The organism is Pleomorphochaeta naphthae, from assembly GCF_055396005.1.
The window spans coordinates 1081971-1105324 of record NZ_AP042457.1 but is presented as its reverse complement, the minus strand read 5'-3'; the positions used below and the strand labels follow the sequence as shown (position 1 = coordinate 1105324).

Here is a 23354-nt window from a genome sequence, read left to right as displayed (position 1 = left end):
TATGAACACTTCATATTTAATAGTTTACAATAACAAAAAAGATTTAAAGTCACTTAGAAAATTAGCTCTTTATTCTTCTATCTATCAAAACTGTAAATTTTTAAATAACTTTGATAAAAAAGAATTAGATAATTATAAGATAGTAATATCGATGACTCATGATTTACTCTCTTTAGTTAAATTAAAATGTCTTTTTCAAAAATTAAAATCTTTTAAGATAATTGTATTAGCTGACGGGGAAAATTTATCTATTTTAAAAGCATTAAGTGAAGATGATTTTATTATTTTAGATAGCAAGTGCACTGTTAGTGAATTTAGAGAAAATTTATTATATCTTACACCTAAAGACAAAAATTATATAAAAATTACTAAAAGGGAGAGAGAAGTTTTATCACTTATATTAAACGGTCAAAATAATAGCAAGATTGCTAAACAACTTGGAATAAGTGAAAGAACAATTGAAGCACACAGGCGAAATATCTATTTAAAAATTGGAGTTCACTCTCTCTCACAACTTACACTTTGGGCAATAGATAACAACTTGATAAAATCAAATTAACAATTTATTAAATTAAGGGCTTTTTTCATATTTTCGTTTGTGAATTGAGCCCCTATTTGAGAAATAATTTCTCCAGCTAAGATTGATGCTATCCTACCACATTCTTCAATACTTAGTTTTTTACAAAGTCCATAAATAAAACCAGCAGCATATACATCACCAGCTCCAGTAGTATCCACTGGATTAACAGAGCCATGGACAGGGATATTATAAATTTTACCATTATGAGAAATTATTGAACCCTTAATACCATTTTTAACAATAGCTGTATTACAAAGCTTACCAAGTTCGATACAATTTTTTAGAGGATCTTCATTACCAAACATTATTTTAGCTTCTTCACGATTTGCAAAAACAATATCAATTTCATCTTTGATTAATTCTAAGAAAATATTTTTATAACGTGCAACAGCAAAAGGGTCTGCAATATCAAAGACAACTTTAGTTGAAGCTTCCTTAGAAATAGATAATGCTTTTTTTATAGCTTGTTGTTGATTTTCTGTATCCCACATATAGCCAGTAAAATAAAAAAATGAAGCCTTTCTAACACTATCTTCATTAATGTCGTCTTTGTTAAAAAGTCTATTAGCACAAAGATAAGTATTCATAGTTCTTTCGCTATCTGGCGTATCAAAGATAATTGAAGAGCCAGTACTTTGATCGCAATCTCTTAATTCATCTTTAGTATTAAATTTTTGAAGATTTTTATGATAGTTTTTACCAAACTCATCATTACCGACTTTACCAGCTAGAATAGTATCTACACCAAGCATTGATAGAGCAAGAATAGTATTAGGACAAGATCCACCACAAGAGTAAACTTTATTTTTATCTTTTATAAATTCAATTAGTTTTTTTCTAAAAGAATCATCAATTAATTGCATAACCCCTTTAGTTAAGTCTAAATTATCAAGATCTTCATATTCAACACTAGTAATAATATCTATCAAAGTGTTACCAATTCCATAAACTATTGCTTTATCACTTTCCATAAGGCTTAACCTATTACAAAAGAACATAATTTTCAAGCCAAATATAATAATTAATTGAGATAATTAGATATACAAAGTTGTATTCTAACAAATATAAAAAAACAAAGGTGTTTTCATTAATTATTAAAGAAAGATAGAAATTTGTTATTATGAAATTGAGTTGAGATAGAACTGTTAAGCATATACAACTCAATAGATATGGTAAAATTAACTTGTTATAGAAGAGATCTTTTAGATAATTTAAATAAAAAATTAATAAACAAATAACTAAAGCTTAGGCCATCGGTTCAATGTTTGTGTTAGAGAAAGATTATATAAAGCAGAGAACATTAGCAAATATCAAATTACGAAAAAAATCAACAAAATTGCTCTTACAATTTAGTTAAAAAAAATGAAAGATATTACAAAAAAAGAATCACTAAATATTACAAATATAGTGGGATAGATAATTTTAGCTTATCTAAAAATGAAGAAAAAATAATTTACCAAATAATGAAAAAAAACCGCTATTAGTAACTAACAACGGTTAATGAATAAATTAAAATTTAGAATTCAGCATTTCCAACAGTTCTTGGATAAGGAATAACGTCTCTGATGTTTTGAACACCTGTAACATATTGAACAATTCTTTCAAAACCTAAGCCGAACCCTGCATGAGGAACAGTACCGAATCTGCGTAAATCTAAATACCACCAATAATCAGCTTCATTTAAATTTAATTCTCTCATTCTCTTTTTGAGAGTTTCAAGATCAGCCTCTCTTTCACTACCACCTATGATCTCTCCAAGTCTTGGGACTAAAACATCCATACCTCTAACAGTTTTGTTATCATCATTAAGCTTCATATAGAAAGCTTTAATTTCTTTAGGGTAGTCAGTAACTATAACAGGAGATTTACAATATACTTCAGTTAAATATCTCTCATGTTCAGTTTGTAAATCAGAACCCCATTCAACAGGATAATCGAAATTTTTATTATTTTTAGATAAAACCTCAATAGCTTTAGTATAGGTCATATGAGCAAAAGGAGTATTAATTACACTCTCTAAAGTTTCTTTAACGCCTTTTTCTACAAATCTTGAGAAGAACTCCATATCTTCTTGACATTCTGAAAGGACTTTTTTGAACAAGAACTTTAGAAAATCTTCAGCAATTTCCATATCCAATTGAAGATCGCAAAAGGCCATTTCTGGTTCAATCATCCAAAACTCTGCTAAGTGACGTTTAGTATTAGAATTTTCAGCTCTAAAAGTAGGTCCGAAAGTATAAATATTTTTTAAAGCCATAGCATAAGTTTCACCCTCAAGCTGACCGCTAACAGTGAGGTTTGCCATTTTTCCAAAAAAGTCTTTTGAATAATCGACAGTTCCATCTTCATTTTTAGGAACATTATTTAAATCTAGAGTAGTAACTTGGAACATTTCTCCAGCACCTTCACAGTCACTAGTACTGATTAAAGGAGTGTTTACATAAGCAAAACCATTTTTTTGGAAAAATTCATGAACACCGAAGGCTAAAGTATTTCTAACCCTCATAACAGCTCCAATCAAATTTGTTCTAGCTCGTAAATGCCCAATTTCTCTAAGGTATTCGATGCTATGTCTTTTTTTCTGCAAAGGATAATCATTACCAGCTTCTCCAACAATAGTTAGATCACAGCTTTGCATTTCTACAGCCTGATTTCCACCTTCACTTTTAACAATTGGACCGCGAGCAATTACAGAAGCTCCAGTTGTGATTTTAGCTAGTAACTCATTATTATTTAGGGTTGTCTTATCAATAACTATTTGCAAACCCTTGAGACATGAACCATCGTTAAGCTCAAGGAAGCAAACATTTTTGCTATCACGCTTAGTGCGAACCCAACCTTCTGCTACAACAATATCATTACTTGGGGTTTTGTTTAATAAATCTTTTATTCTTTCATTCATTTTAAAGTTGCTCCTTGAAATATCACTCATTATCAAACGTATTAAGCCTTTCAGTCAAGGTGTTTTATAAAATAAATACCATTTCATATTAAAAAAAATAAACACCTCAAATCTAATTAACACAGTGTTATAATTTATATTATTCACATCATTTTGGGAATTCATAAAATTAATAATTAAAAGTAAAATAATATAATTAATTTGTTTTATAAACAAAAAGTAATATACAAATATCAAAATAATGTCCAAAAAACTCTTATTTTCTGTAAAAATTTAATAATATCGATTTATTTTGACAAAATTTATAAATATGTTAATATTGACATATTGACTAGTAAGTGTATTTTTATTAGCTTTATAATATATTGGTTACAAACCAATACAAGTAGGAGTTGCATATGGTTAAAACAATAGCACAAATGTTTCATAACAGCGTTAGAAACTATCCAAACCTTACATTGGTTAGCACAAAAGATAAAAAAGGTGTTTTCCAAGGAGAAACGTATAAAGAAGTTGAAGAAAAAGTTATCAATTTAGCCTTAGGCTTAAATGAAACTTTTAAATATAATAAACAAGAATTAATTGCAATAATAAGTGATAACAGAAAAGAGTGGCTATATAGTGATTTAGCAATTCAATATTTAAGAGGTGTAGATGTCCCACGTGGATTAGATGCAACTGATGTAGAACTTATTCAAATATTAAACGATACAAAAGTAAAGACTTGTTTTGTAGAAAACATTCAAACAATTAAAAGATTTAATAAACTAAAACAAGATCTTCCATATTTAGAAACCTTAATTTTACTTGAAGATAATAAGAACGATATCGATAGTGAATACAAAATAGAGAGATTATATAATTTAATTAATCTTGGCTCGATGTTGTTAAAACAAGATCCTCTTTTATTAGATTTTATTATGAATAATATTGAAAATGGTAAAGCTGATGATTTGGCAACAATAATATTTACAAGTGGAACAACAGGAAAATGCAAAGGGGTAATGTTGACTAATGATAATTTTATTTATGAAGTTACCAACCTTCAAAGTTTAGTAAATTATAAATTTGAGCCTGGTCAAAGATGGATGACTGTACTCCCAATTTGGCACTCTTTAGAGAGAGCTGTAACTTATGTTGCTCTAAACTATAATCAAGCAATATATTATAGCAAACCAGTTAGTAAGATAATGTTGAGTGATTTTAAAAAAGTAAATCCTCATTGGTTTTCCTCAGTTCCAAGGATATGGCAATCAGTTAATAAAACTATAGAATCAAAAATAAGAAAAACGAAAGGTTTTAAAAAGACTATGAGTTTAGTTTTAATTAAGAATGCTAAAAGATGGAAAATGGGGTACAACAAAGTATATAATTTACTACCTCAATATAAAGAAAATAAAAATAGATTACTTGAATTTTTACATGGATTAATTAATGTAACACTTTACTATCCTTTATATAAACTTGGTCAAAAAATAATGTTTAAAAAGATAAAAAGTCTTTTTGGAGATAATTTGATAGCCGGAGTATGTGGTGGAGGCTCTATGCCAAAAGGAGTAGATGATTTTTTCAATGCTATTGGTATAACACTTTTAGATGGCTATGGAATGACAGAAACTGCTCCAATTATATCTGTTAGAAATTTAGCTAAACCTATTTTAGGTACAATGCAAATTATTGATGGTTGTAAGATAAAGGTAGTTGATGAGAATAATAGAGAAGTCGGTGTGAATCAAAAAGGTGTATTAAAAGTAAAAGGCCGCCAAGTTATGAAAGGATATTTTAATAATGAAGAGGCTACTAGAAAAATCATAGATGATGATGGTTATTTGGATACTGGTGATTTAGTAATAAAAACTATTAATAACGATATTTCTATTGTGGGAAGAGCAAAAGATACTATTGTTTTAGCAGGTGGAGAAAATTTAGAACCCGTTCCAATAGAAGGCAAATTAAGTGAACTAGATTTTATAGATAATGTAATTGTAATAGGTCAAGATCGAAAATATCTTTCTGCCTTGATAGTTCCCAATTTTAATTCTATTAAAGAGTACATAGATCAGTTTAGTGATAAATATAAGGATGATAAAGATGCAATTTATAATTTTATAAAAGAAAAGATAGATGAAAAAATAAATTGTAAACTCGGTTTTAAAACATATGAATTAATTAATAAATTTGCAATATTAGATAAGCCATTTGAAGTCGGTAAAGAATTAAGTGCAAAACAAGAATTAAAACGCAACATTATTGAAGAATGTTACAAAAAAGAAATAGAAAGTCTTTATGCTTAAATTATAGTAAAACCTCAAAGTATCATTACTTTGAGGTTTTACTTAAGATAAAGAACTATTATCAAATATAGCTTGATAATTACTAATTCATTTATTAAAATAAAACACGTCAGAGGAATATATGATTCAAATAATCGGTGTTAAGAAGTGTAAAGAAACCCAAAAAGCAATTAGGGCATTAAAAGAACGTGGTATTGATTTTCAATTTGTAGATTTAAAAGAAAGAGATTTATCAAAGAGAGAATGGGATAGCATTTTTTCTAAATATGATGCTGAAGATTTAATAAACAAAAATTCGCCTTATTATAAGAAAAAAGGCTTTAGTTATATGGTATTTGATGCAAAAGAAGAATTGATGGAAAATAGTGATTTACTTATTACTCCAATAATAAGAGATAAAAATAGAGTAAAGAAAGGTTTTGACCTAAAAACTTTAATAGAATGGAGTAATTAATGAAATTATATCACGCTGTTTTAGGCTCAGGTTCTTGCGGAAATAGTTATGTATTTTATGATGGAACAACCTCGATTTTGATAGATCAAGGTTATTCTTTTATTCAGTTTAAGAAAAAATTAAATGAGGTCAAAGTTCCATTATCAAGCATTAAAGCAATATTTTTAACCCATTTTCATCCTGATCACTCTCATGGATTAAAAGTTACATCTTCAAAGGCTTCAATACCTTTATATATAAACTCTAAAGCTATAGAAAAAGAATCTGTAGTTTTTGAAAAATTAAATTTACCACAAAAAAATCTTAATACGATTGAAGTTGATAAAGAATATAATATTGGAAATTTCAAAATAACAGCTTTCAAAACACATCACGATAGTGGAGGTAGTGTCGGTTATTTTATTGAGAACAATGATGAAAAAATCACTTTAATAACTGACACTGGAAAGACTACTGAACAAATGGGAGAATATGCAAAAAAAAGTAATGCATTATTCTTAGAATCGAATTATGATGAAGATATGCTATTAAAAGGACCTTATCCTTATAGACTTAAAAAAAGAGTTAGTGGAGATTGGGGGCATTTATCTAATGATCAAGCTTTAGATTTTGTCGTGAAAAATGAGTTTAATGGTGAATTATTATATTTGATACATTTGTCAGCAAAAAATAATGATATAGACTTAGTTAAACAAATATTTTGTGATAAATTGAACGGACCACAGATAGTTGTTTGTCCTAGAGGAAAACTAGTAAATATTATGGGGATGGGTAATGATGAAAAATAAAAGGCCTAAACACATGGAAATTATGACATATAAAAAATGTCAATCTATCAAACGCTCTGATGGGTTAAAAATGCGTTGTGTTGATGAATACACAATGAACTCACTATTGAGATGTACTGTAAGTCGTAATTTTAAAAGACCCTTTATGAGTATATATGGGGATGATGAGTTTATAACTTATGGAAAATTTAATTATATAGTTCAAAATATAAGATTTTTTTTAATATCAAAAGGTATTAAAAAGGGAGATAAACTTGCCATTTTTGGTGAATCTTCACCAAATTGGATGATATCATATTTTTCAATTACTACACTTGGTGCTATAGCAGTTCCTATACTTCCTGAATTCTCCAAAAGTGAAGTAACTAAAATTTTGACTCATAGCGAAGCAAAATCAATCTTTATCAATTCAAAACAATTTGAAAAAGTAAAAGATTTTTGCTTAGAGAATTCACAATTAGTTATTCGATTAGATGATTTATTTCATATACCTGAGAAAATAATTAAAGAAGTTAGTAATAAAAAAGATTTTACTGAAGCAGCTGGTATTGATATTAAAGTATATAAGCGAAGAATGAAGGAAAATCAAATCTTAAATGAAATAAAAGTTGAAGAGGATGATATTGCTTCAATTATATATACAAGCGGAACAACAGGCACAAGTAAAGGTGTTATGTTAACCCATAGAAACTTAGTTTGGAATGCCGATATTTCATCTGATGCTTATGTTCATATTACACCTAGAGATAAATTTTTATCAATTCTTCCTGTCGCCCATGTTTATGAGTTTACAGAAGGTCAATTGTTAATGATGATGAATGGAGCTCAGATAATTTTCTTAGGCAGACCACCAGCCCCAAGTGTATTAATTCCTGCTCTTAATAAGATAAAACCACAAATTCTTTTGTCAGTACCATTATTAATGGAAAAAATATATAGAAGTGCCGTTATACCAACAATTAATAAAAACAAAACACTTCAAAAACTTATGAAGAACCCCATAACAAGAAACTCAGTATGTAAACTCATAGGAGCTAAGTTAAAAGTTAAGTTTGGTGGTAGAGTTAAATTTTTTGGCTTAGGCGGAGCGCCTTTAGATAAAGAAGTTGAAGACTTCTTATATAGAGCAAAATTTCCATATGCTATAGGCTATGGTTTAACAGAAACAAGCCCATTAATAGCAGCTTGTGGAACAAAAAAAAGAGACCACAAAAGAGGTTATATAGGAAAATTAGTTTCACATGTAGATTATAAATTAATTAATAAGGATCCAAAAACAGGAATAGGAGAAATTGCTGTAAAAGGTCCTGGAGTTATGAAAGGCTATTATAAAAATGATGAACTTAATAAAGAAGTATTTACTGAAGATGGATATTTTAAAACAGGTGATTTAGGTTTAATTGAAAAGAAAAGATTAGCATTAAAAGGTAGATCAAAGACAATGATTTTAGGCTCTGGTGGTGAAAACATTTACCCTGAAGCTATTGAAAGTATTTTTAATAATCAAGAATTTGTTGAAGAAACTTTAGTCGTTCCTGAAGGAACAAGTTTAGTTGCATTGATTAAGATTGATTATGAATCTTTTGCTAAGATTACTAAACTATCATTCGAAGATAGTAAACAAGCTGCTTTAGAATATATTAATAAATTAAAGAGAGATATAAATAAAGAACTTAATTCTTTTAGTAAAATTCATGAAGTAACTTTACAAGATGAGCCATTCCAAAGAACTCCTACACAAAAAATTAAGAGATTCTTATATTTGGATAGAAAGAAAAAAGATAAAACCACAACAGATAACGATAATGAAAAAAAGGAATAGATAAATTTTATGCGCAACACTGATATAAGAATTAAAAGTTATGAACCTTTAGTAACATCTAAAGAGTTGCAAGAAAAGATCCCAACAACAGCTGAAGTTGAAAAACAAATTGAGATTAGCAGAGATATTGTAAATAATATAATATTAAATAAGGATGATAGGATTTTAGCAATAGTGGGCCCCTGTTCAATCCATGATCCAAAAGCTGCAATGGACTATGCTAAAAGATTAAAAAAGATAAGTGATAAGATTAATGATAAAATTTATGTAGTTATGAGAACTTATTTTGAAAAACCGAGAACAGTTGGAGGGTGGAAAGGCTTAATTATTGATCCTGATTTAGATGGTTCATATAATATTGAAAAAGGTTTGATAATGGCTAGAACCTTACTTATAGATATAATTAAATTAGGGTTGCCAGTTGGTTGTGAAGTATTAGATCCAGTTGTTCCCCAATACATAGATGAATTAATGAGCTGGTCAGCTATTGGAGCTAGGACTACTGAAAGTCAAACTCACAGAAACCTTTCAAGCGGCTTATCTGTAGCAGTGGGATTTAAAAATAGTACTAATGGTAATATCTTTAATGCAATTAATGCTATAAAAAGTGCTTCATTACCTGCGGCTTTCATCGGTGTTGATAGATTTGGAAATATGTCTGTTATAAGGACTAAAGGAAATGAATTAGGTCATTTAATTCTTAGAGGTGGTAATAACGGTCCAAATTATTATGATGAAAAAGTTGAAGAAGCTAGAGAAAGTCTTATTCAAAATGGGTTAAATCCTTCAATTATAATTGATTGTTCACATGCTAATAGTGGTAAGAAAGCTTATAGACAAAGAAGAGTTTTGAGAAGTGTAATTGAACAGATAAATTTTGGAGAAAAGAGTATTAGAGGCTTTATGTTAGAAAGTAATATTGAAGCTGGTTGCCAAAAAATAGTTGGAGATTTAAATTCATTGAAATACGGAGTAAGTGTAACTGATGAATGTATTTCAATTGACGATACAGAAAATATGTTGTTAAGTGCATATGAAAAATTAAAAGGGAGTGATTAAGATATGAAAGCATTAGTTTGTTTGGCCGAAGGATTTGAAGAGACAGAAGCAATAGTGCCAATTGATATTTTAAGAAGAAGTGGAATAGAAGTAATAGTAGCTGGTGTGGGAAATATCCAAATTACTAGTGCACATAATGTTAAAGTAGTTTGCGATATCGAAATATCTGAAGCTAAAGAAAGCTATGATTTAATAGTTTTACCAGGGGGAATGCCTGGAAGTACAAATTTAGCAAATAGTTTTGAAGTTGTTAAAAGAGTAATAACAATTTCTCAAACAGGCTTCGTTTGTGCTTTGTGTGCAGCTCCTGCAGTAGTTTTAGCGAATACAGGTATATTAGATGGTAAAGAAGCAACCTGTTACCCATCGATGGAAAAAATAGCACCAACCATAAACTTCACTCATAAAAAAAGATGTGTAGTTGATGGTAAGATAATAACAGCACAAGGCCCTGGAGTTGCTGAAGAATTTGCCTTAACTATAGTAAAGGAAGTCTTAGGCAAAGAAAAGATGGAAGAAGTAAAAAAGAGTTTCTTAGCTCGTTAACAAGCCTTACATTTTAACAAGAGATTAACAAGAATTCTACCACGTTTATTATCTCCAAAATTTAAACAAAAGTCATGAGCAACTGTTTCTATAGTTAGAGATGGTTGCTCTTTTCTTCTAAGATAAAGATGTTCTAAAAAAGAGAAGTATAGACATTCACGTTGCTTTTTTTTGAAGGCAATGTCAAATTCCCAATTTTTAATTAAATTACAAACAGGTAAAAAAATATCATCTTTATAAGATTCTATAGTTTCTTCCATGCTAGGAGATCTACCTAATTTTTGACCTAAAAAATATTTATGCGTATTAAGTTGTTTAATAATATTTTCAATGCATACATCACCAAGTTCATTATTTACTACATTTGAAAATTCTTTAAACTCCTTAGATTCTTTATTAAATTTCATTATTTTTCCTTTATATATAAAAAACTTATATTATAAACTTTAAATTCGATTTATAATAATCCTATATACCTTTTTTGAAAAGGGGTAAGAATTTATTAACAGAAAAAAAACAATTTTGTTACATTTTTAATAAAAATATCATATAAATCAAATAAAGTTGTAGGAGAATTTATGTTATATAATAATATAGTAGAAGCTATTGGTAATACTCCATTAGTTAGAATAAACAAAATTAATAATACATCAAATACTATTTGGGCAAAAGTGGAATCTATGAATCCTCTATCAAGCATAAAAGATAGAGCAGCCTTATTTATGATTAATGAAGCAGAAAAAAAAGGACTATTACAAAAAAATAGTTTAATTGTTGAGCCAACAAGTGGAAATACTGGAATTGGCTTAGCATATATTTCTGTATTAAGAGGGTACAAATGTACATTAGTAATGCCTGAATCTATGAGTGTAGAGAGACGAATGCTTTTAAAAGCTTTAGGAGCTGAAATTGTTCTAACTCCTGCAGAAAAAGGGATGAATGGTTCAATTGAAAAAGCAAAAGAAATAGTAAAAAATAATAAAAATAGTTTTATGCCTTCACAGTTTGAAAATAGTGATAATGCATTAGCACATTATATGACTACAGCTAGAGAAATATATAAAGATTTGAATAAAAAAGTTGACATCTTTATTTCAGCAGTTGGGTCAGGAGGAACGATAACAGGATGTGCAAAATATTTTAAAGAACAAAATAAAAACATCAAAATAATAGCAGTTGAACCTTATAATTCTCCTGTATTATCACATGGAGAAGCTGCACCACATAAAATACAAGGCATAGGAGCGGGATTTATTCCTAGTCTATATGATTCCAAATTAGTAGATGAAATTGTTCAAGTAAAGGATGAAGAGGCTATAGAAACAAGTAGAAGATTATCTAGAGAAGAAGCCTTACTAGTTGGAATTTCGTCAGGAGCTGCTTTAAGTGCTGCCTTAGAAGTTGCAAAGAAAACTGAAAATAAAAATATTGTAGTTATCTTTCCAGATAGTGGAGAGAGATATTTATCAACAGACTTATTTAAGGAATAATTATGTTTAATTTTGATTTAGAAAATACACTATTTTGTGGCCAAAGCTTTTGCTGGAGAAGAGAAAATGGTAATTTTGTTGCTGTTTTAAATAATCAAGTATATAGAATAAATCAACAAAGTAATATAAAAGATCCTTTTTTAATTCATTATTTAGATATGGATTATGACTATAAAACAGCTTTAGAAGAAATAAAAAAAATGGACAATTTTTTAGAAAAAGCTGTGGATCAATGTAATGAAATACATATATTGAATCAAGATTTATGGGAAACTGTCATAGGCTTTATATTAAGCCAAAATAACAATATAAAGCGAATAGAAGGATTATATGATAGTTTCTGCAGAAATTTTGGAAAAGAAGTTGAAAAGGGATATTTTACTTTCCCTAGACCAGAAGATTTAAAACATCTAAGTGAAAGTGATTTAAGAGATATGAAAGTAGGATTTAGAGCTCCATATATTTTAGATGCAATTCAACAATCCGATTTAATCTTAACAATTGATAAGATGGATGAAGAAAAGAGTGATAAAGTATTACAATCTATAAAAGGAATAGGACCTAAAGTTAGTGCATGTATAAGGCTTTTTGCTTTACATCAATTAAATTCATTCCCTAAAGATGTTTGGATTAAAAAAATTATGAAACTAAAATTTGAGGGTAAAGATGAAAAAATTTTCTATCCATATGCGGGACTTGCACAGCAATATTTATTTCATTATGCGAGATTAGGTTATTTAAATGATATTTAAATTATCTTAATAACTTTTAAAAAAAATAGAATTATGAGAGAGTTCTATTTTGAAGAAGCTAAGAAATTAGATTAATAAAAATAATAAATTGTATCAAATATTTTGATATGGTATAATTAAGTTACATAAATTCATGGAGGTTATATGAAATCAGGAACAATTTACACAATTGGCAGGCAATATGGAAGTGCTGGCAGGAGAGTAGGTAGTGAAATAGCAAAAAAGCTAGACATACCATTTTATGATAAAGAGTTAATTTCTTTAGTTGCAAAAGATAGTGGCTTAAATGAGGCTTTAATCGAGAATGTTGATGAAAAAGCTGCTAGTTCATTTTTTCAATCTTTAATGGCAGGTTCTAATCCATTTGGGGCTTTTCCCATGGCAACTAGTAATCTAGGATTACCTGATTTGCCAATAAATGATAGAATCTTTTTGATACAATGTGATGCAATTAGAGAGATTGCAAAAAAAGGGCCATGTGTTATAGTAGGACGATGTGCTGATTACGTTTTAAGAGAAGAAAAAAATAGACTATTATCAATTTTCATCCATTCTCCTTTAGATGTTAGATGTGAAAGGGCTATAAATCTTTATAAAGTACCTGAAAAGAAAGCTATAAGTGAATGTCAAAAGAATGATAGAACTAGGGCACATTATTATAATTATTTCACTGATAGGAAATGGGGTGTAGCTAATAATTATGATTTGAGTATTGATTCTTCAATATTAGGAGTATCAAAAACAGCAGACTATATTATTGAATTTGATAGAATGCGCCGTAATTAAAAAACTCAAACTAGTTTCCTAAAGGACTTTATTGATGCACTTCTTTGAAAAAAAAATTGATGAAAAGGTTCAACATGAAATAAATAGAATTAATTCAACAAGAATCCATAAATTGATATATGTTGTTATGGTCATGGAAGCTTTTATGATTTTATTCTCATTTTTTATAAAGCTTCCAAATTATTATAAATATTCATATATATCACTATTTATATTAAGCTTTATATTTTCATATTTGACACAAAAGCAATTCCAAACAAATTATTCAATGCAAAAAATAGTAATAAATTTTGCCATATATATATTTTCTTTTTGGGGAATCATTATCGCAATCCTAGATTCCTTTTTAGATATATGTCCCTATGTTTACTTAATAAACATCAGTGCTATTGCATGTTTTTTAATATCAACTCCAAAAGAGAGTATTGTTTATAATTTAGTAAATTTTACGATATTATTATTATCCTTTGGCCATTTTAATGATTTGTCTTATCCCTTTATAATTAATATAGTATGTTTTCACTTAGTTTTGTTAGCAATATCGATAGACAGATATATTATATTCTCAAAGAGCATAGTGGATAATTTTTTTCTTAAGAAAGCCAATAAAGAATTAGAAATTTTATCAACAATCGATCAACTCAGTGGATGTAAAAATAGACGAGGCTTATTATATGAAATAGAGAAATATAGTGGTCAGGTTTTTTTTATATTATTAACTGATATAGATAATTTTAAAGAAGTTAATGATTTATATGGTCACGATATAGGGGATTTATTTATAGTAAACTTTGCTAAAATATTACAATCAAATTTCGGTATTAATAATGTATTTAGAATTGGAGGCGATGAATTTATAATTATTAATAATCAAGATCCAATGGACTATTGCTTAAAAAAATTTAAAACATCTTGTAGAGAATTGGAAGAAATCTCATTTGTAACACATGCAAATTTGAAAATGACAACTAGTGCAGGATATACATATAAAGTAATAAATAATGAAGATGATTTTAATATTCTTTATAAACAATTAGATATCGCATTATATAACTCAAAAAAAGCTGGTAAAAATCAGATTTTTAAAGTAGAAGATTAAATTAATTATATTTAATAGATATAAAAAAACTTGGAAGACAATACGAATTCCAAGTTTTTTTGATTTAAAAAATATTATTCATTAATAGAAATTAAGTCAATTTTGAATATTAACAATGAATTAGGTTCAATATTTTGATTTCCATCTTCACCGTATCCAACAGCAGGTGGTAACCAAGCTATAATAGAAGAACCTGGTTTCATTTGCATAACAGCTTCACTAAATCCTGAAATAACTTGAGTTAAACTAAATGTTGCAGGAGTACCTCTTTCAAAAGAACTATCAATAACACTACCGTCTAATAGAGATAATTCATAATCTAGAGTAACAGTAGAATCGGCAGTAGGATTTTCACCTTCACCTTCTTTTAAAACTCTATATTGAACACCAGAATCTAAAGTAATAACTCCACTTTGAGATTTATTAGCTTCTAAGAAAGTTTCAGCATCATTTAAATTAGTAGCTTTAAGCTGAGCTAAATATTCTTCTTGTTTTGCAGTATATTCTTTTTCAAAATCTCTCATCGCATTTTCCATTTGATATTGAGACATTTGAGAATCTAGATTATAAGCTGAATCTAAAATACCTTGAGTGAAGTAGTAATTATCAACAGGAATTCCTGAAGTAACAAATTGAGCAGCAATTAAGTAACCATAAGCATAAGCAAATTGATCATCTAAATCAGTAGGTTTATCTAAGTTATTAATTTCTTCAAGAGGAGTCACAGAACCATTATCACTCTTTTTTTCAATCTCAGGGTCTTGGAATTTTGTATTATAGTCTTGTACAAAACCTTGTAGTTCATCAATAGTAAAGAAATCCTCAGTATCAATAGAAATTACATCAAGAATACCACGAACAAAGTAGTTTGCATTTACAAATAAACCTTGTGTATTGAAACTTTGCATCAATGAATAACCATAAGCATAATTAAAACCATGTTCAAGAACGTTATCAAAACCATAGTCATCATCTGGAATATCAAATTGAGCTTCGATAGGCACAAAAGAAATTGAGCCAGAAGTTACATATGGAGTAATAAGTCTAATATTATTGCTGGTTATTTGATCAGCATTAACATCTAAATTGTCAAAACTTACATAATCACCAATAGAATAAGAGTCTATATTATAGATAGTTTTTACATTATATTTATCAATCGATACAGTTAATTCAGCTGAGTCAGTTAATACATCAAATAAATAAGTATCGTCTGTTTTGTCAATATTCTGAATCATAGCTAATGTTTCAGAGGCCTTTACTTCGTTTGTGCCACTAGCAAATACATTAGGTGCTACAAAAAGAACACTTAAAGCACAAATAATAGTAATTAAAGATAATTTTTTAATTTTCATAAGTTTGTAATCTTCCTTATTTTGTTTTTAAACATTTAGAATCCCTTTAACTTTAGGACAAGAAAGGAAAATAGTCAAATACAAACTTATTTTAATTCAACCTTTGATACTTTAAAAATATTTTTAATTTCCTCTATTGCAAGATTTTAACATAAAAATTATTATTTATGTAGAATTATGATTTATTTTTAATAAGGAACTGTCGGAAAGGAATATAACAAATATTTAGATTTCTTTTTTTAAGAGACTGTGATAAAATATTTCAAAAAGGAGTAATAGTGAGTATTAGATTACCATATTTGTTGCAACCTTATAACATTTGTCATTTTAAGGACTCTACATTTTACATAGGCAATCGAAAGGCTTTCCCAAGTGAAAAAAGCTTTGTTGAGTGCAATTCTTGTCAACAAATTGGGGATGCTTTAAAACAAATGATAACTCAAGGTGGTGGGCCATTACAAGTTGCTTTAACTGCTTTTAGATATATCGCAAGTCAAATGGAAAGAAAGAGAATCGAATTTTCCTACGATAGTTTAGAAAGAGAAATCTCATATATAGTTAGAGCAAGAGTTACAAACACCACTATGAAAAGAAGTGTTCATAGAGTTTTAAATTTAATGAAAAATAGATTTATAGATCCAACATTTAATCAAACTGATTTGATCATTGAAATAAATGAAATCATAGATAAGATTGAAGAAGAAAAAAATGATACTTATTATAAAATGGGTAAATTGGGTTCATCTCTAATAAAAGATGAAGATACAATATTAACAACATGTTTTGCTGAGCACAGTTTTATATTATCTTTATATTTTGCTATGCAAGAGGGTAAAAAAGTATCAGTTTTAGTAAATGAAACCAGGCCATATTTTCAAGGATCACGTTTAACAGCCCCAAGTTTAAAGGAGATGTTAATTCCTGTCAAAATTATAAGCGATGGAATGGGGTCATATTTTATGCATAAAAACATGATTAAGCACTATATGACTGCAGCAGATTTAGTATGTATGGATGGAACTGTAGTAAACAAAATAGGAACTAATCAAAATGCTATATGTGCTAAATATTATAATATCCCTTATACAGCTTTCGCTATGGCACCAGATACCACAAAAAGTACATCAGATGATATACAAATGGAATATAGAGATGGCCTTGAGTTATTGAAGATAGATGATAAATTTATTAGTGACAAAGACATCAAAGCTTTATATCCAGCCTTTGATATAATTGAAAGTTCTTTAGTTACAAATATAGTAACACCAAAAGGTATTTTTAAACCAAACCAAATTAGAGGAGTGTTTAATTGAAAGCAATTATAGGTGGAACAGGAATAGATGAATTATTTCCAAATTCTAAAATTTACGAAATATCTACTAAATATGGCAAAGCAAATTATATAAAAGATAATGATATAATTATAATATTACGACACGGACCAAATCATGATATACCGCCTCATTTAATTAATTACAGAGCAAATATAGAAGCTCTAAGACTTTTAGATGTTGATAAATGTGTCGGCATTTATGCGGTAGGATCAATAAGCAAGAAGTTATTGCCAGGGGCAGTAACAATCATAGAAGATTTCATAGATTTTACAAAAGGGAAAAGAGAATCATCTTTTGCTACAGTAAATGATGTATTTCATGTAGAAATGAGTAATCCATTCGATTTAGACCTTAAAGTCAAGTTAAAGAAAGAAGCTTCGATATGTAATTTTCCATTATCTGATGGAGGTGTTTATATATGTACTGATGGACCAAGACTTGAAACTCCTGCTGAAATAAGAATGTTTGAACATTTTGGAGCAGATTTTGTTGGTATGACAGGTTGTCCTGAATTTGCACTTATGAATGAAGCAAAAATTAAATTCGTTGCTCTAGCATATAGTATAAATTGGGCAAGTGGTGTAAATCATGACAAAGTAACGTTTATCGATGATCAAGCAATAGGAAAAATAGCTCAAGCTTTAATTTCCTTTTGTATTAAATCATATTCTCAAATAAGTTAGGCTACAAATTTTCTTCACAATTCTACACTAATTAGTTATTGAATTATGAGAAAAATTTAGTATTATTAAAAAAGAAATTATATATAAGAAGGTGAAAAGATATGAAGAAAGGATCAATTGTGAGTTTAGTGTTTAGCTGTATTTTATTTGTGTTTGGTGTTTCATTAGTAATTATGAGTTTTAGGCAAGCCTTAACTCCTGTAAGTATCCAACACTATGCAGAAGGCTTTACAATGAGTTTAAGTATAAACAATTTAAGTCTAGCTATTTCATCTATATCTGTAATGTTTTTAATTTTAGGAGGGAACTTAATCGTTAGCTCAATCTTATTATTAATATTATCATGTTATTTACATGTATCTAGTAAATCAAATACAGTTATGGATGCAAATTTGAAAACACAAAAAGTAGCTAGCCATAAAAAAACAGACAAAGGCCCTAAACCTGAGAACCATCAAGAAGAGAGTGTAAAGGTCGAAGCAACTTTAGTTGAGCCTGATTCTCAAAATAAACAAACTGAATAACTAAACTTTAAAAAATAACGTAGCCGCTTAATAAAATTTAAGCGGCTTTTCTATACCTAACAAGAAGGTTTAAATTAAAGGAAATAACTTAAAAAAAGATTCCTAAAAATTAGGAATCTCAAATAAAAAATACGCCAGATAGGAGTCGAACCTATGACCTACTGCTTAGAAGGCAGTTGCTCTATCCAGCTGAGCTACTAGCGCATTAGCAAGTTACTTTGTAACTCGCGATTGTGTTTATACGATATTATTAAATTATTTTCAAGTATTTTTTTAAAAAAACTTACTGAATCACAGTGTGTTATTATAGCTAATATAAGAAACGTAAAACTTAAAAATAAAAAAGATTCCTAAAATTAGGAATCTCAAATTAAAAATACGCCAGATAGGAGTCGAACCTATGACCTACTGCTTAGAAGGCAGTTGCTCTATCCAGCTGAGCTACTGGCGCATTAGCAAGTTACTTTGTAACTCGCGATTGTGTTTATACGATATTATTTAATTCTTTTCAAGTATTTTTTAAAAAAAAGTTTAAATATTTTGAAAAAAACTTAATTTTAGTGCTTTATATATTGGAAAACATATAAACCTAAAAAGATAAAACAATTTAACTATTAGTATGCTCAAGATAAATTGAAGTATCTTTATCACGAGGAGCTTTTACAATTAAATAATTGCCGTTATCTTCAAAATGACCAAGAGCCATTTCCTCACTGAAATTATAAACTTTACCATATAAAATGTTGTTTTTAATTTCATAATCCATTACAAAACTTTCCCCACCTGTAATATCTTGAACAATTAATTTATTATCTAAAATTGTATAAATCAAATCTCCAAGTAAATCTTCTTGTAGAATTTGATTATTTTTTAATGATGATAATATTAAATTATATTCATCTTTAAAAGATTGATCATTAATATCAATTTTTCTCTTTGACAAATAATCTTGAACATATTTATTGACTGTTTTATCAGTAATAATATAAGACCCGTAATATTTGCTATTTGGGGTCTTGTTTGATATATTTAAGATACTGTCATTAGAAGTGTTTTGAGGTGTGGCAAAATTTAATGTCGTTGCTGCCATAATACTTGTTGTAATTATGAAGGTTGTTAGACCTTTAATTATTTTTGTCTTCATGTATTTATCTCCTAAATCCTGCAATAAATATATTTATATTGATTAAAGTAGTCAAGGTAAATTTGAATATATGGACAAAATAAAATATAATCATTTAAAATTAGATGAGGTTATTTATGGAAAGATTATTTGTAGAAAAATTAGAGTCAAAAAGATTATATTTTAGACCATTTAGGGTAGAGGATAGCGAAAGTGTATTTGAATACTCAAGTGATGAAGAAACAGTAAAATATCTAACTTGGAAAGCTCATTCTACTATAGACCAAACTATTGCAACCATAAAAGATTATCTAATGAAACCTGGGATTTATGCCATTGTATTAAAAACTGAGGAAAAAGTTATTGGGTGCATTGATATCAGATTGCTTGAAAATAATAAAGCTACATTTGGTTACGTTTTAAACAGAAAGTATTGGAATATGGGCTACATGAGTGAAGCTTTACAATCGTTTATCGATTATATGTTTAAAAAACTAAATATAGATGAAATTATTGGAATCCATGAAAAAGGTAACGATGCTTCAGCCACTGTTATGAAAAAATGCCATATGAGACTAAAATCTGTTGTAAAAAATGAAAAAATAAATAATAAAGTTGCAGATTATAGTCTGGTCTGCATCCAATTTAGTTGACACTTTAGGAGCCACTGCTTCCTAAATAGTTTACAACTGTTTTTAGTATTTTAGCACTATTTATTATAGTGTCAATTCTGGGTTATAAATAATTGGCAAAGTTCCTTTAGGATTTTTCTCTAATCTTTCTATTGGAGTTTGCCAATTAAATCCTTTTTTCTTTCTAACTGAATTATACCAAGGGATAAACCATCGTGTTTTTGCTATAACTAATTCAGCTCTAACTTGTCGATTTTTAAAATTTTTCTTTCCAAATTCTGTATAAAAAGCCTCTGTTTTTATTATTGAATTTAGAGATTCTTCTGCTGCATTGTCATAACAATTTCCAACAGAAACACTCATTCTAACATTAAGCTTTTCCATTAAATCCATATAACTATTATTTACATAGCTAGTACCTGCATCACTATGAATTATGCAATCATTTAAATCATATTTGCTTGAAAGATCTAATAATGTGTTCACACATAGTTCACTATTAGGACTATCACTAATTCTCCAAGCGACTACTTCTCTATTAAATAAATCCATAATTGTGTTTAAATAATACATCTTCTCTAAGTAATATAAATAAGTAATATCAACAACAAACTTTTTTCTTGGTGTACCACTAAAGAAGTTTTGTTTAAGTAAATCTTTAGGTTTACCCACTTTCATTTCTTTTCTTCTTTTATACTGCAACGGTGTCCATTTTTTCACTCTAACATGCGATAACAGGTTGTTTTCCTTCATTAAACGAAGAATTCGACCTTCTCCAACTTTTATATTTAAGACTTCATTTACAACTTCTTTCATAGGTCTATGACCAATTGCATATGAGGTTTCTTTTTGAACTGATCTAATAACTTCAAGTATTTGATTATTTAAATTTTCTTTATCTTTATTCCTTAAATATTTATAGTAAGCTTCACGTGAAATATTAGCAATAGCGCAAAGTATTGTGATATTGTTAACATCTTTGTTAGTTAATGCAAAAAGGATTATTTGTTCTCTTTTTTTTTACGATACTTATTAGGATCAATTCCATTAAGCTCTAACATACTTTCTAGGTAAGCTATTTTATGCTTATCCCATTCATGCTCTTTCTTTAACTTAAGATTCTCTTTTATTAAATCATCACTATCAATAATTTTCTTTGCCATATATTCAACCTCCATTAGAGCTTTTGAATCTCCAATAGTTTGTGAATACAGTTTAACAGAATCCTTACATTTAACAAGGATGTCATTTCTTTCATTTACCCATTTTAGTATTGTTGGATATTCAACTTCATACTCTCTTGCTAAGTCAGCAATAGTTGCTTCATTAGTTAGGTATTTTGTAATAGCGTTAAGCTTATTACTAACCGTTTGGTGCTTTCTTTTTTTCTTTTTCATAGATTCTCCTCTAGCTGTAAACTAGAGGAGGTGCAGTTAACTTCTAAGTGTCAACTTAAATGGGGGCATATCAGTCACTATTCAATTACAAAAGAAGACTATTTTAATATTTAATTTATACTTTAAAATTAAAAATACAAAAAAAAGCTACCAAATTAGGTAGCTTAATTTATCGGGATGAAAGGACTCGAACCTTCGATATCTTGCTCCCAAAGCAAGCGCCATAGCCGCTAGGCGACATCCCGTTTATAAAAAAGGTACTAATCTATAAGATTATTTATACCATAAAAAGAGCACTCAAAAAAGAAGAGTGCTTATCGGGATGAAAGGACTCGAACCTTCGATATCTTGCTCCCAAAGCAAGCGCCATAGCCGCTAGGCGACATCCCGTAACGAATGAGAGATTAACATTTGTGCTCATAAAGGTCAATATGAAATTTAAAAAAAATTTAAAATCTTATCCATTAGTTTAAACATTTATTTTCCTAGTAATGAAATAATATAATTTTTGATAATTGAGGAGTAAAAAATACTTTATATGAAAATAAAAATTTTTAACTTTCTTACAAGAAAATAAATTAAAAGATAATGGACATTTTCTAAAAAAAATATGACTTAAAATGTATAATAGGATTAACGTTAATCCTAATAATTTCTTTTACAGTAAGTAATTATCTAATTTTTATTCTTGCTAATTGGATTAATTTATGCTATATTAATCTTATGAGAACAGTATTGATGAAAGATATAGCGAAAGCAACAGGTTTTTCCATAAATACAGTATCAAGAGCTTTGAGGAAAGATCCAAAACTAAGTGATAAAACAGTTAATCTTATATGTGAAACAGCAGATAGGCTTGGATATATAAATAATTCTTTAGCATCTAGCATGAGATTAAAGCATTCAAAAATTATTGGAGTAATCACTTCAGATTCTTCAAACCCATTTTTTGCAGAAGTTGTCAGGGGAATAGAAACCACAGCTAAAAATTATGGGTATAATATTTTACTTGTTAATACAGGTGAAAAACCTGAAGAAGAGAAAGAATATATTAGATTATTTTGTAGTAGGCATGTTGATGGATTGTTAATTGTTCCAGTCTTAAAGGATGAAGTTATAAGAAAATTATATATGCGAATGAACATACCTTATTTATTTTTAGGTAGGATAGCAGAAGGTGTAGAAAATCATTCTATTCTGCATCAAGACTATGTTTCTCAAAAAAAAGTTGTTAAGCATTTAATTAAGAAGGGTCATACTAAAATATTATATTTAAGAGGGCCTAAAAATGTAAGTAATACTAATGAAAGACTAGAAGGTTATAAAGACGTTTTAAAAGAAAACAAAATTGACGTTGATGATAATTATATAATTAATACTTATGGTCATATAGAAGATGGATATGCTGCGACAAATAAAGCTTTAAATAAAGGATTAAAATTTACAGCAATTTGTTGTTTTAATGATTTAGTTGCTATGGGGGTTTTAAAATCATTAAAAGAAAATAACTTGGAAGTTCCAGAAGATATAGAGGTTTTTGGTTTTGATAATTTGAAAATATCTCAATTTATGCAACCTAGTATTAGCACTGTAGATGTTCCAAAATTTTCACTAGGTTGTGAAGCCACACATGAACTAATGAAACATATCGAAGATTCAAATTTAGAATATGTTACAAAGCAACTTAAAACTAGATTAATTTTTAGAGAATCATCACCAAAAAGAAATTCATGA

At 28.3% G+C, this 23354-nt stretch carries 23 protein-coding genes and 4 tRNA genes; 16 read left to right on the top strand and 11 right to left on the bottom strand.

Annotated features, from left to right (window positions below):
* Window position 1 precedes the first annotated feature (1 nt).
* A complete protein-coding gene (locus ACZ5SO_RS05070; RefSeq protein WP_464627234.1) occupies window positions 2-559 on the top strand; it encodes a response regulator transcription factor in 558 nt (185 codons plus the stop codon).
* Here ACZ5SO_RS05070 and ACZ5SO_RS05065 read toward each other — a convergent pair.
* Together ACZ5SO_RS05065 and asnS are read right to left on the bottom strand one after the other, a co-directional pair.
* Window positions 556-1551 carry an adenosine kinase gene (locus tag ACZ5SO_RS05065; RefSeq protein ID WP_464627233.1) on the bottom strand — a complete coding sequence of 332 codons (996 nt, stop codon included), beginning with the start codon at window positions 1549-1551 and terminating at the stop codon, window positions 556-558. The genes ACZ5SO_RS05070 and ACZ5SO_RS05065 overlap by 4 nt on opposite strands.
* A 545-nt stretch (window positions 1552-2096) precedes the next feature.
* Window positions 2097-3482: an asparagine--tRNA ligase gene (asnS, locus tag ACZ5SO_RS05060; RefSeq protein WP_464627232.1), complete on the bottom strand. Its 1386-nt coding sequence runs from the start codon at window positions 3480-3482 to the stop codon at window positions 2097-2099.
* Window positions 3483-3880: 398 nt separating this feature from the next.
* Here asnS and ACZ5SO_RS05055 point away from each other — a divergent pair, with 398 nt between their 5' ends.
* The 6 genes from ACZ5SO_RS05055 (at window position 3881) to ACZ5SO_RS05030 (ending at window position 10445) form a co-directional block, all read left to right on the top strand.
* Window positions 3881-5776, top strand: a complete 1896-nt coding sequence (locus ACZ5SO_RS05055; protein WP_464627231.1) for an AMP-dependent synthetase/ligase — start codon at window positions 3881-3883, stop codon at window positions 5774-5776.
* Between the two features lie 121 nt (window positions 5777-5897).
* Window positions 5898-6230: an arsenate reductase family protein gene (locus ACZ5SO_RS05050; RefSeq protein WP_464627230.1), complete on the top strand. Its 333-nt coding sequence runs from the start codon at window positions 5898-5900 to the stop codon at window positions 6228-6230.
* A complete protein-coding gene (locus tag ACZ5SO_RS05045) occupies window positions 6230-7018 on the top strand; it encodes an MBL fold metallo-hydrolase (RefSeq protein WP_464627229.1) in 789 nt (262 codons plus the stop codon). Before ACZ5SO_RS05050 ends, ACZ5SO_RS05045 begins: the two co-directional genes overlap by 1 nt.
* A complete protein-coding gene (locus tag ACZ5SO_RS05040; RefSeq protein WP_464627228.1) occupies window positions 7005-8840 on the top strand; it encodes an AMP-binding protein in 1836 nt (611 codons plus the stop codon). Before ACZ5SO_RS05045 ends, ACZ5SO_RS05040 begins: the two co-directional genes overlap by 14 nt.
* Window positions 8841-8849: 9 nt before the next feature.
* Window positions 8850-9899 (top strand): 3-deoxy-7-phosphoheptulonate synthase, encoded by a 1050-nt coding sequence (locus ACZ5SO_RS05035; protein ID WP_464627227.1) that lies wholly within the window; start codon window positions 8850-8852, stop codon window positions 9897-9899.
* A gap of 3 nt (window positions 9900-9902) precedes the next feature.
* The gene (locus ACZ5SO_RS05030) at window positions 9903-10445 is read left to right on the top strand and encodes a DJ-1 family glyoxalase III (protein WP_464627226.1); all 543 of its coding nucleotides are present in this window, start codon (window positions 9903-9905) and stop codon (window positions 10443-10445) included.
* Here the strand turns inward: ACZ5SO_RS05030 and ACZ5SO_RS05025 are convergent.
* Window positions 10442-10852, bottom strand: coding sequence for a hypothetical protein (locus tag ACZ5SO_RS05025; RefSeq protein WP_464627225.1), 411 nt, complete (start codon window positions 10850-10852; stop codon window positions 10442-10444). The two genes, ACZ5SO_RS05030 and ACZ5SO_RS05025, sit on opposite strands and share 4 nt — an antisense overlap.
* 171 nt (window positions 10853-11023) lie before the next feature.
* Here ACZ5SO_RS05025 and cysK point away from each other — a divergent pair, with 171 nt between their 5' ends.
* From cysK to ACZ5SO_RS05005, 4 genes are all read left to right on the top strand, one after another.
* Window positions 11024-11935: a cysteine synthase A gene (gene cysK / locus ACZ5SO_RS05020; protein ID WP_464627224.1), complete on the top strand. Its 912-nt coding sequence runs from the start codon at window positions 11024-11026 to the stop codon at window positions 11933-11935.
* A 2-nt stretch (window positions 11936-11937) separates the two neighbouring features.
* A complete protein-coding gene (locus ACZ5SO_RS05015; RefSeq protein WP_464627223.1) occupies window positions 11938-12687 on the top strand; it encodes a DNA-3-methyladenine glycosylase family protein in 750 nt (249 codons plus the stop codon).
* 144 nt (window positions 12688-12831) lie between these two features.
* Window positions 12832-13473, top strand: a complete 642-nt coding sequence (locus ACZ5SO_RS05010) for a cytidylate kinase-like family protein (protein ID WP_464627222.1) — start codon at window positions 12832-12834, stop codon at window positions 13471-13473.
* A gap of 34 nt (window positions 13474-13507) precedes the next feature.
* A complete protein-coding gene (locus ACZ5SO_RS05005; protein ID WP_464627220.1) occupies window positions 13508-14572 on the top strand; it encodes a GGDEF domain-containing protein in 1065 nt (354 codons plus the stop codon).
* 74 nt (window positions 14573-14646) lie between these two features.
* Here ACZ5SO_RS05005 and ACZ5SO_RS05000 read toward each other — a convergent pair whose 3' ends face one another.
* Window positions 14647-15927: an FKBP-type peptidyl-prolyl cis-trans isomerase N-terminal domain-containing protein gene (locus ACZ5SO_RS05000; RefSeq protein ID WP_464627219.1), complete on the bottom strand. Its 1281-nt coding sequence runs from the start codon at window positions 15925-15927 to the stop codon at window positions 14647-14649.
* 278 nt (window positions 15928-16205) lie between these two features.
* On the opposite strand from ACZ5SO_RS05000, the gene ACZ5SO_RS04995 reads away from it, so the two are divergent.
* From ACZ5SO_RS04995 to ACZ5SO_RS04985, 3 genes are all read left to right on the top strand, one after another.
* On the top strand, window positions 16206-17240 hold the full coding sequence (locus ACZ5SO_RS04995) for a translation initiation factor eIF-2B alpha/beta/delta subunit family protein (RefSeq protein WP_464627217.1): 1035 nt from the start codon (window positions 16206-16208) through the stop codon (window positions 17238-17240).
* Window positions 17237-17944 carry an MTAP family purine nucleoside phosphorylase gene (locus ACZ5SO_RS04990; RefSeq protein ID WP_464627216.1) on the top strand — a complete coding sequence of 236 codons (708 nt, stop codon included), beginning with the start codon at window positions 17237-17239 and terminating at the stop codon, window positions 17942-17944. The genes ACZ5SO_RS04995 and ACZ5SO_RS04990 overlap by 4 nt, the downstream gene beginning before the upstream one ends.
* 101 nt (window positions 17945-18045) lie before the next feature.
* Window positions 18046-18468: a hypothetical protein gene (locus tag ACZ5SO_RS04985; protein ID WP_464627215.1), complete on the top strand. Its 423-nt coding sequence runs from the start codon at window positions 18046-18048 to the stop codon at window positions 18466-18468.
* 130 nt (window positions 18469-18598) lie between these two features.
* Here the strand turns inward: ACZ5SO_RS04985 and ACZ5SO_RS04980 are convergent.
* From ACZ5SO_RS04980 to ACZ5SO_RS04970, 3 genes are all read right to left on the bottom strand, one after another.
* A tRNA-Arg gene (locus tag ACZ5SO_RS04980) sits at window positions 18599-18672 on the bottom strand.
* 173 nt (window positions 18673-18845) lie between these two features.
* Window positions 18846-18919 (bottom strand) — tRNA-Arg (locus ACZ5SO_RS04975).
* Window positions 18920-19075: 156 nt separating this feature from the next.
* Entirely contained in the window at window positions 19076-19612 is a 537-nt protein-coding gene (locus tag ACZ5SO_RS04970) for a hypothetical protein (RefSeq protein WP_464627213.1), read from the bottom strand.
* 116 nt (window positions 19613-19728) lie between these two features.
* Between ACZ5SO_RS04970 and ACZ5SO_RS04965 the strand changes: the two genes are divergently transcribed.
* Window positions 19729-20244, top strand: coding sequence for a GNAT family N-acetyltransferase (locus ACZ5SO_RS04965; RefSeq protein ID WP_464627211.1), 516 nt, complete (start codon window positions 19729-19731; stop codon window positions 20242-20244).
* A gap of 63 nt (window positions 20245-20307) precedes the next feature.
* On the opposite strand, the gene ACZ5SO_RS04960 is transcribed toward ACZ5SO_RS04965, so the two are convergent.
* The 4 genes from ACZ5SO_RS04960 to ACZ5SO_RS04945 form a co-directional block, all read right to left on the bottom strand.
* Window positions 20308-21225 (bottom strand): IS3 family transposase, encoded by a 918-nt coding sequence (locus tag ACZ5SO_RS04960; protein ID WP_464627831.1) that lies wholly within the window; start codon window positions 21223-21225, stop codon window positions 20308-20310.
* On the bottom strand, window positions 21225-21620 hold the full coding sequence (locus ACZ5SO_RS04955) for a transposase (protein ID WP_464627210.1): 396 nt from the start codon (window positions 21618-21620) through the stop codon (window positions 21225-21227). The genes ACZ5SO_RS04960 and ACZ5SO_RS04955 overlap by 1 nt, the downstream gene beginning before the upstream one ends.
* A 172-nt stretch (window positions 21621-21792) precedes the next feature.
* Window positions 21793-21865: transfer RNA gene (locus ACZ5SO_RS04950), tRNA-Pro, on the bottom strand.
* Between the two features lie 72 nt (window positions 21866-21937).
* Window positions 21938-22010, bottom strand: a tRNA-Pro gene (locus tag ACZ5SO_RS04945).
* A 333-nt stretch (window positions 22011-22343) separates the two neighbouring features.
* Between ACZ5SO_RS04945 and ACZ5SO_RS04940 the strand changes: the two genes are divergently transcribed.
* On the top strand, window positions 22344-23354 hold the full coding sequence (locus ACZ5SO_RS04940) for a LacI family DNA-binding transcriptional regulator (RefSeq protein WP_464627209.1): 1011 nt from the start codon (window positions 22344-22346) through the stop codon (window positions 23352-23354).

Excerpts from the sequence above, each read along its gene's own strand:
- ACZ5SO_RS05070 (WP_464627234.1), top strand. The coding sequence starts at position 2 with ATGAACACTTCATATTTAATAGTTTACAATAACAAAAAAGATTTAAAG.
- ACZ5SO_RS05065 (WP_464627233.1), bottom strand. The coding sequence starts at position 1,551 with ATGGAAAGTGATAAAGCAATAGTTTATGGAATTGGTAACACTTTGATA.
- asnS (WP_464627232.1), bottom strand. The coding sequence starts at position 3,482 with ATGAATGAAAGAATAAAAGATTTATTAAACAAAACCCCAAGTAATGAT.
- ACZ5SO_RS05055 (WP_464627231.1), top strand. The coding sequence starts at position 3,881 with ATGGTTAAAACAATAGCACAAATGTTTCATAACAGCGTTAGAAACTAT.
- ACZ5SO_RS05050 (WP_464627230.1), top strand. The coding sequence starts at position 5,898 with ATGATTCAAATAATCGGTGTTAAGAAGTGTAAAGAAACCCAAAAAGCA.
- ACZ5SO_RS05045 (WP_464627229.1), top strand. The coding sequence starts at position 6,230 with ATGAAATTATATCACGCTGTTTTAGGCTCAGGTTCTTGCGGAAATAGT.
- ACZ5SO_RS05040 (WP_464627228.1), top strand. The coding sequence starts at position 7,005 with ATGATGAAAAATAAAAGGCCTAAACACATGGAAATTATGACATATAAA.
- ACZ5SO_RS05035 (WP_464627227.1), top strand. The coding sequence starts at position 8,850 with ATGCGCAACACTGATATAAGAATTAAAAGTTATGAACCTTTAGTAACA.
- ACZ5SO_RS05030 (WP_464627226.1), top strand. The coding sequence starts at position 9,903 with ATGAAAGCATTAGTTTGTTTGGCCGAAGGATTTGAAGAGACAGAAGCA.
- ACZ5SO_RS05025 (WP_464627225.1), bottom strand. The coding sequence starts at position 10,852 with ATGAAATTTAATAAAGAATCTAAGGAGTTTAAAGAATTTTCAAATGTA.
- cysK (WP_464627224.1), top strand. The coding sequence starts at position 11,024 with ATGTTATATAATAATATAGTAGAAGCTATTGGTAATACTCCATTAGTT.
- ACZ5SO_RS05015 (WP_464627223.1), top strand. The coding sequence starts at position 11,938 with ATGTTTAATTTTGATTTAGAAAATACACTATTTTGTGGCCAAAGCTTT.
- ACZ5SO_RS05010 (WP_464627222.1), top strand. The coding sequence starts at position 12,832 with ATGAAATCAGGAACAATTTACACAATTGGCAGGCAATATGGAAGTGCT.
- ACZ5SO_RS05005 (WP_464627220.1), top strand. The coding sequence starts at position 13,508 with ATGCACTTCTTTGAAAAAAAAATTGATGAAAAGGTTCAACATGAAATA.
- ACZ5SO_RS05000 (WP_464627219.1), bottom strand. The coding sequence starts at position 15,927 with ATGAAAATTAAAAAATTATCTTTAATTACTATTATTTGTGCTTTAAGT.
- ACZ5SO_RS04985 (WP_464627215.1), top strand. The coding sequence starts at position 18,046 with ATGAAGAAAGGATCAATTGTGAGTTTAGTGTTTAGCTGTATTTTATTT.
- ACZ5SO_RS04970 (WP_464627213.1), bottom strand. The coding sequence starts at position 19,612 with ATGAAGACAAAAATAATTAAAGGTCTAACAACCTTCATAATTACAACA.
- ACZ5SO_RS04965 (WP_464627211.1), top strand. The coding sequence starts at position 19,729 with ATGGAAAGATTATTTGTAGAAAAATTAGAGTCAAAAAGATTATATTTT.
- ACZ5SO_RS04955 (WP_464627210.1), bottom strand. The coding sequence starts at position 21,620 with ATGAAAAAGAAAAAAAGAAAGCACCAAACGGTTAGTAATAAGCTTAAC.
- ACZ5SO_RS04940 (WP_464627209.1), top strand. The coding sequence starts at position 22,344 with ATGAGAACAGTATTGATGAAAGATATAGCGAAAGCAACAGGTTTTTCC.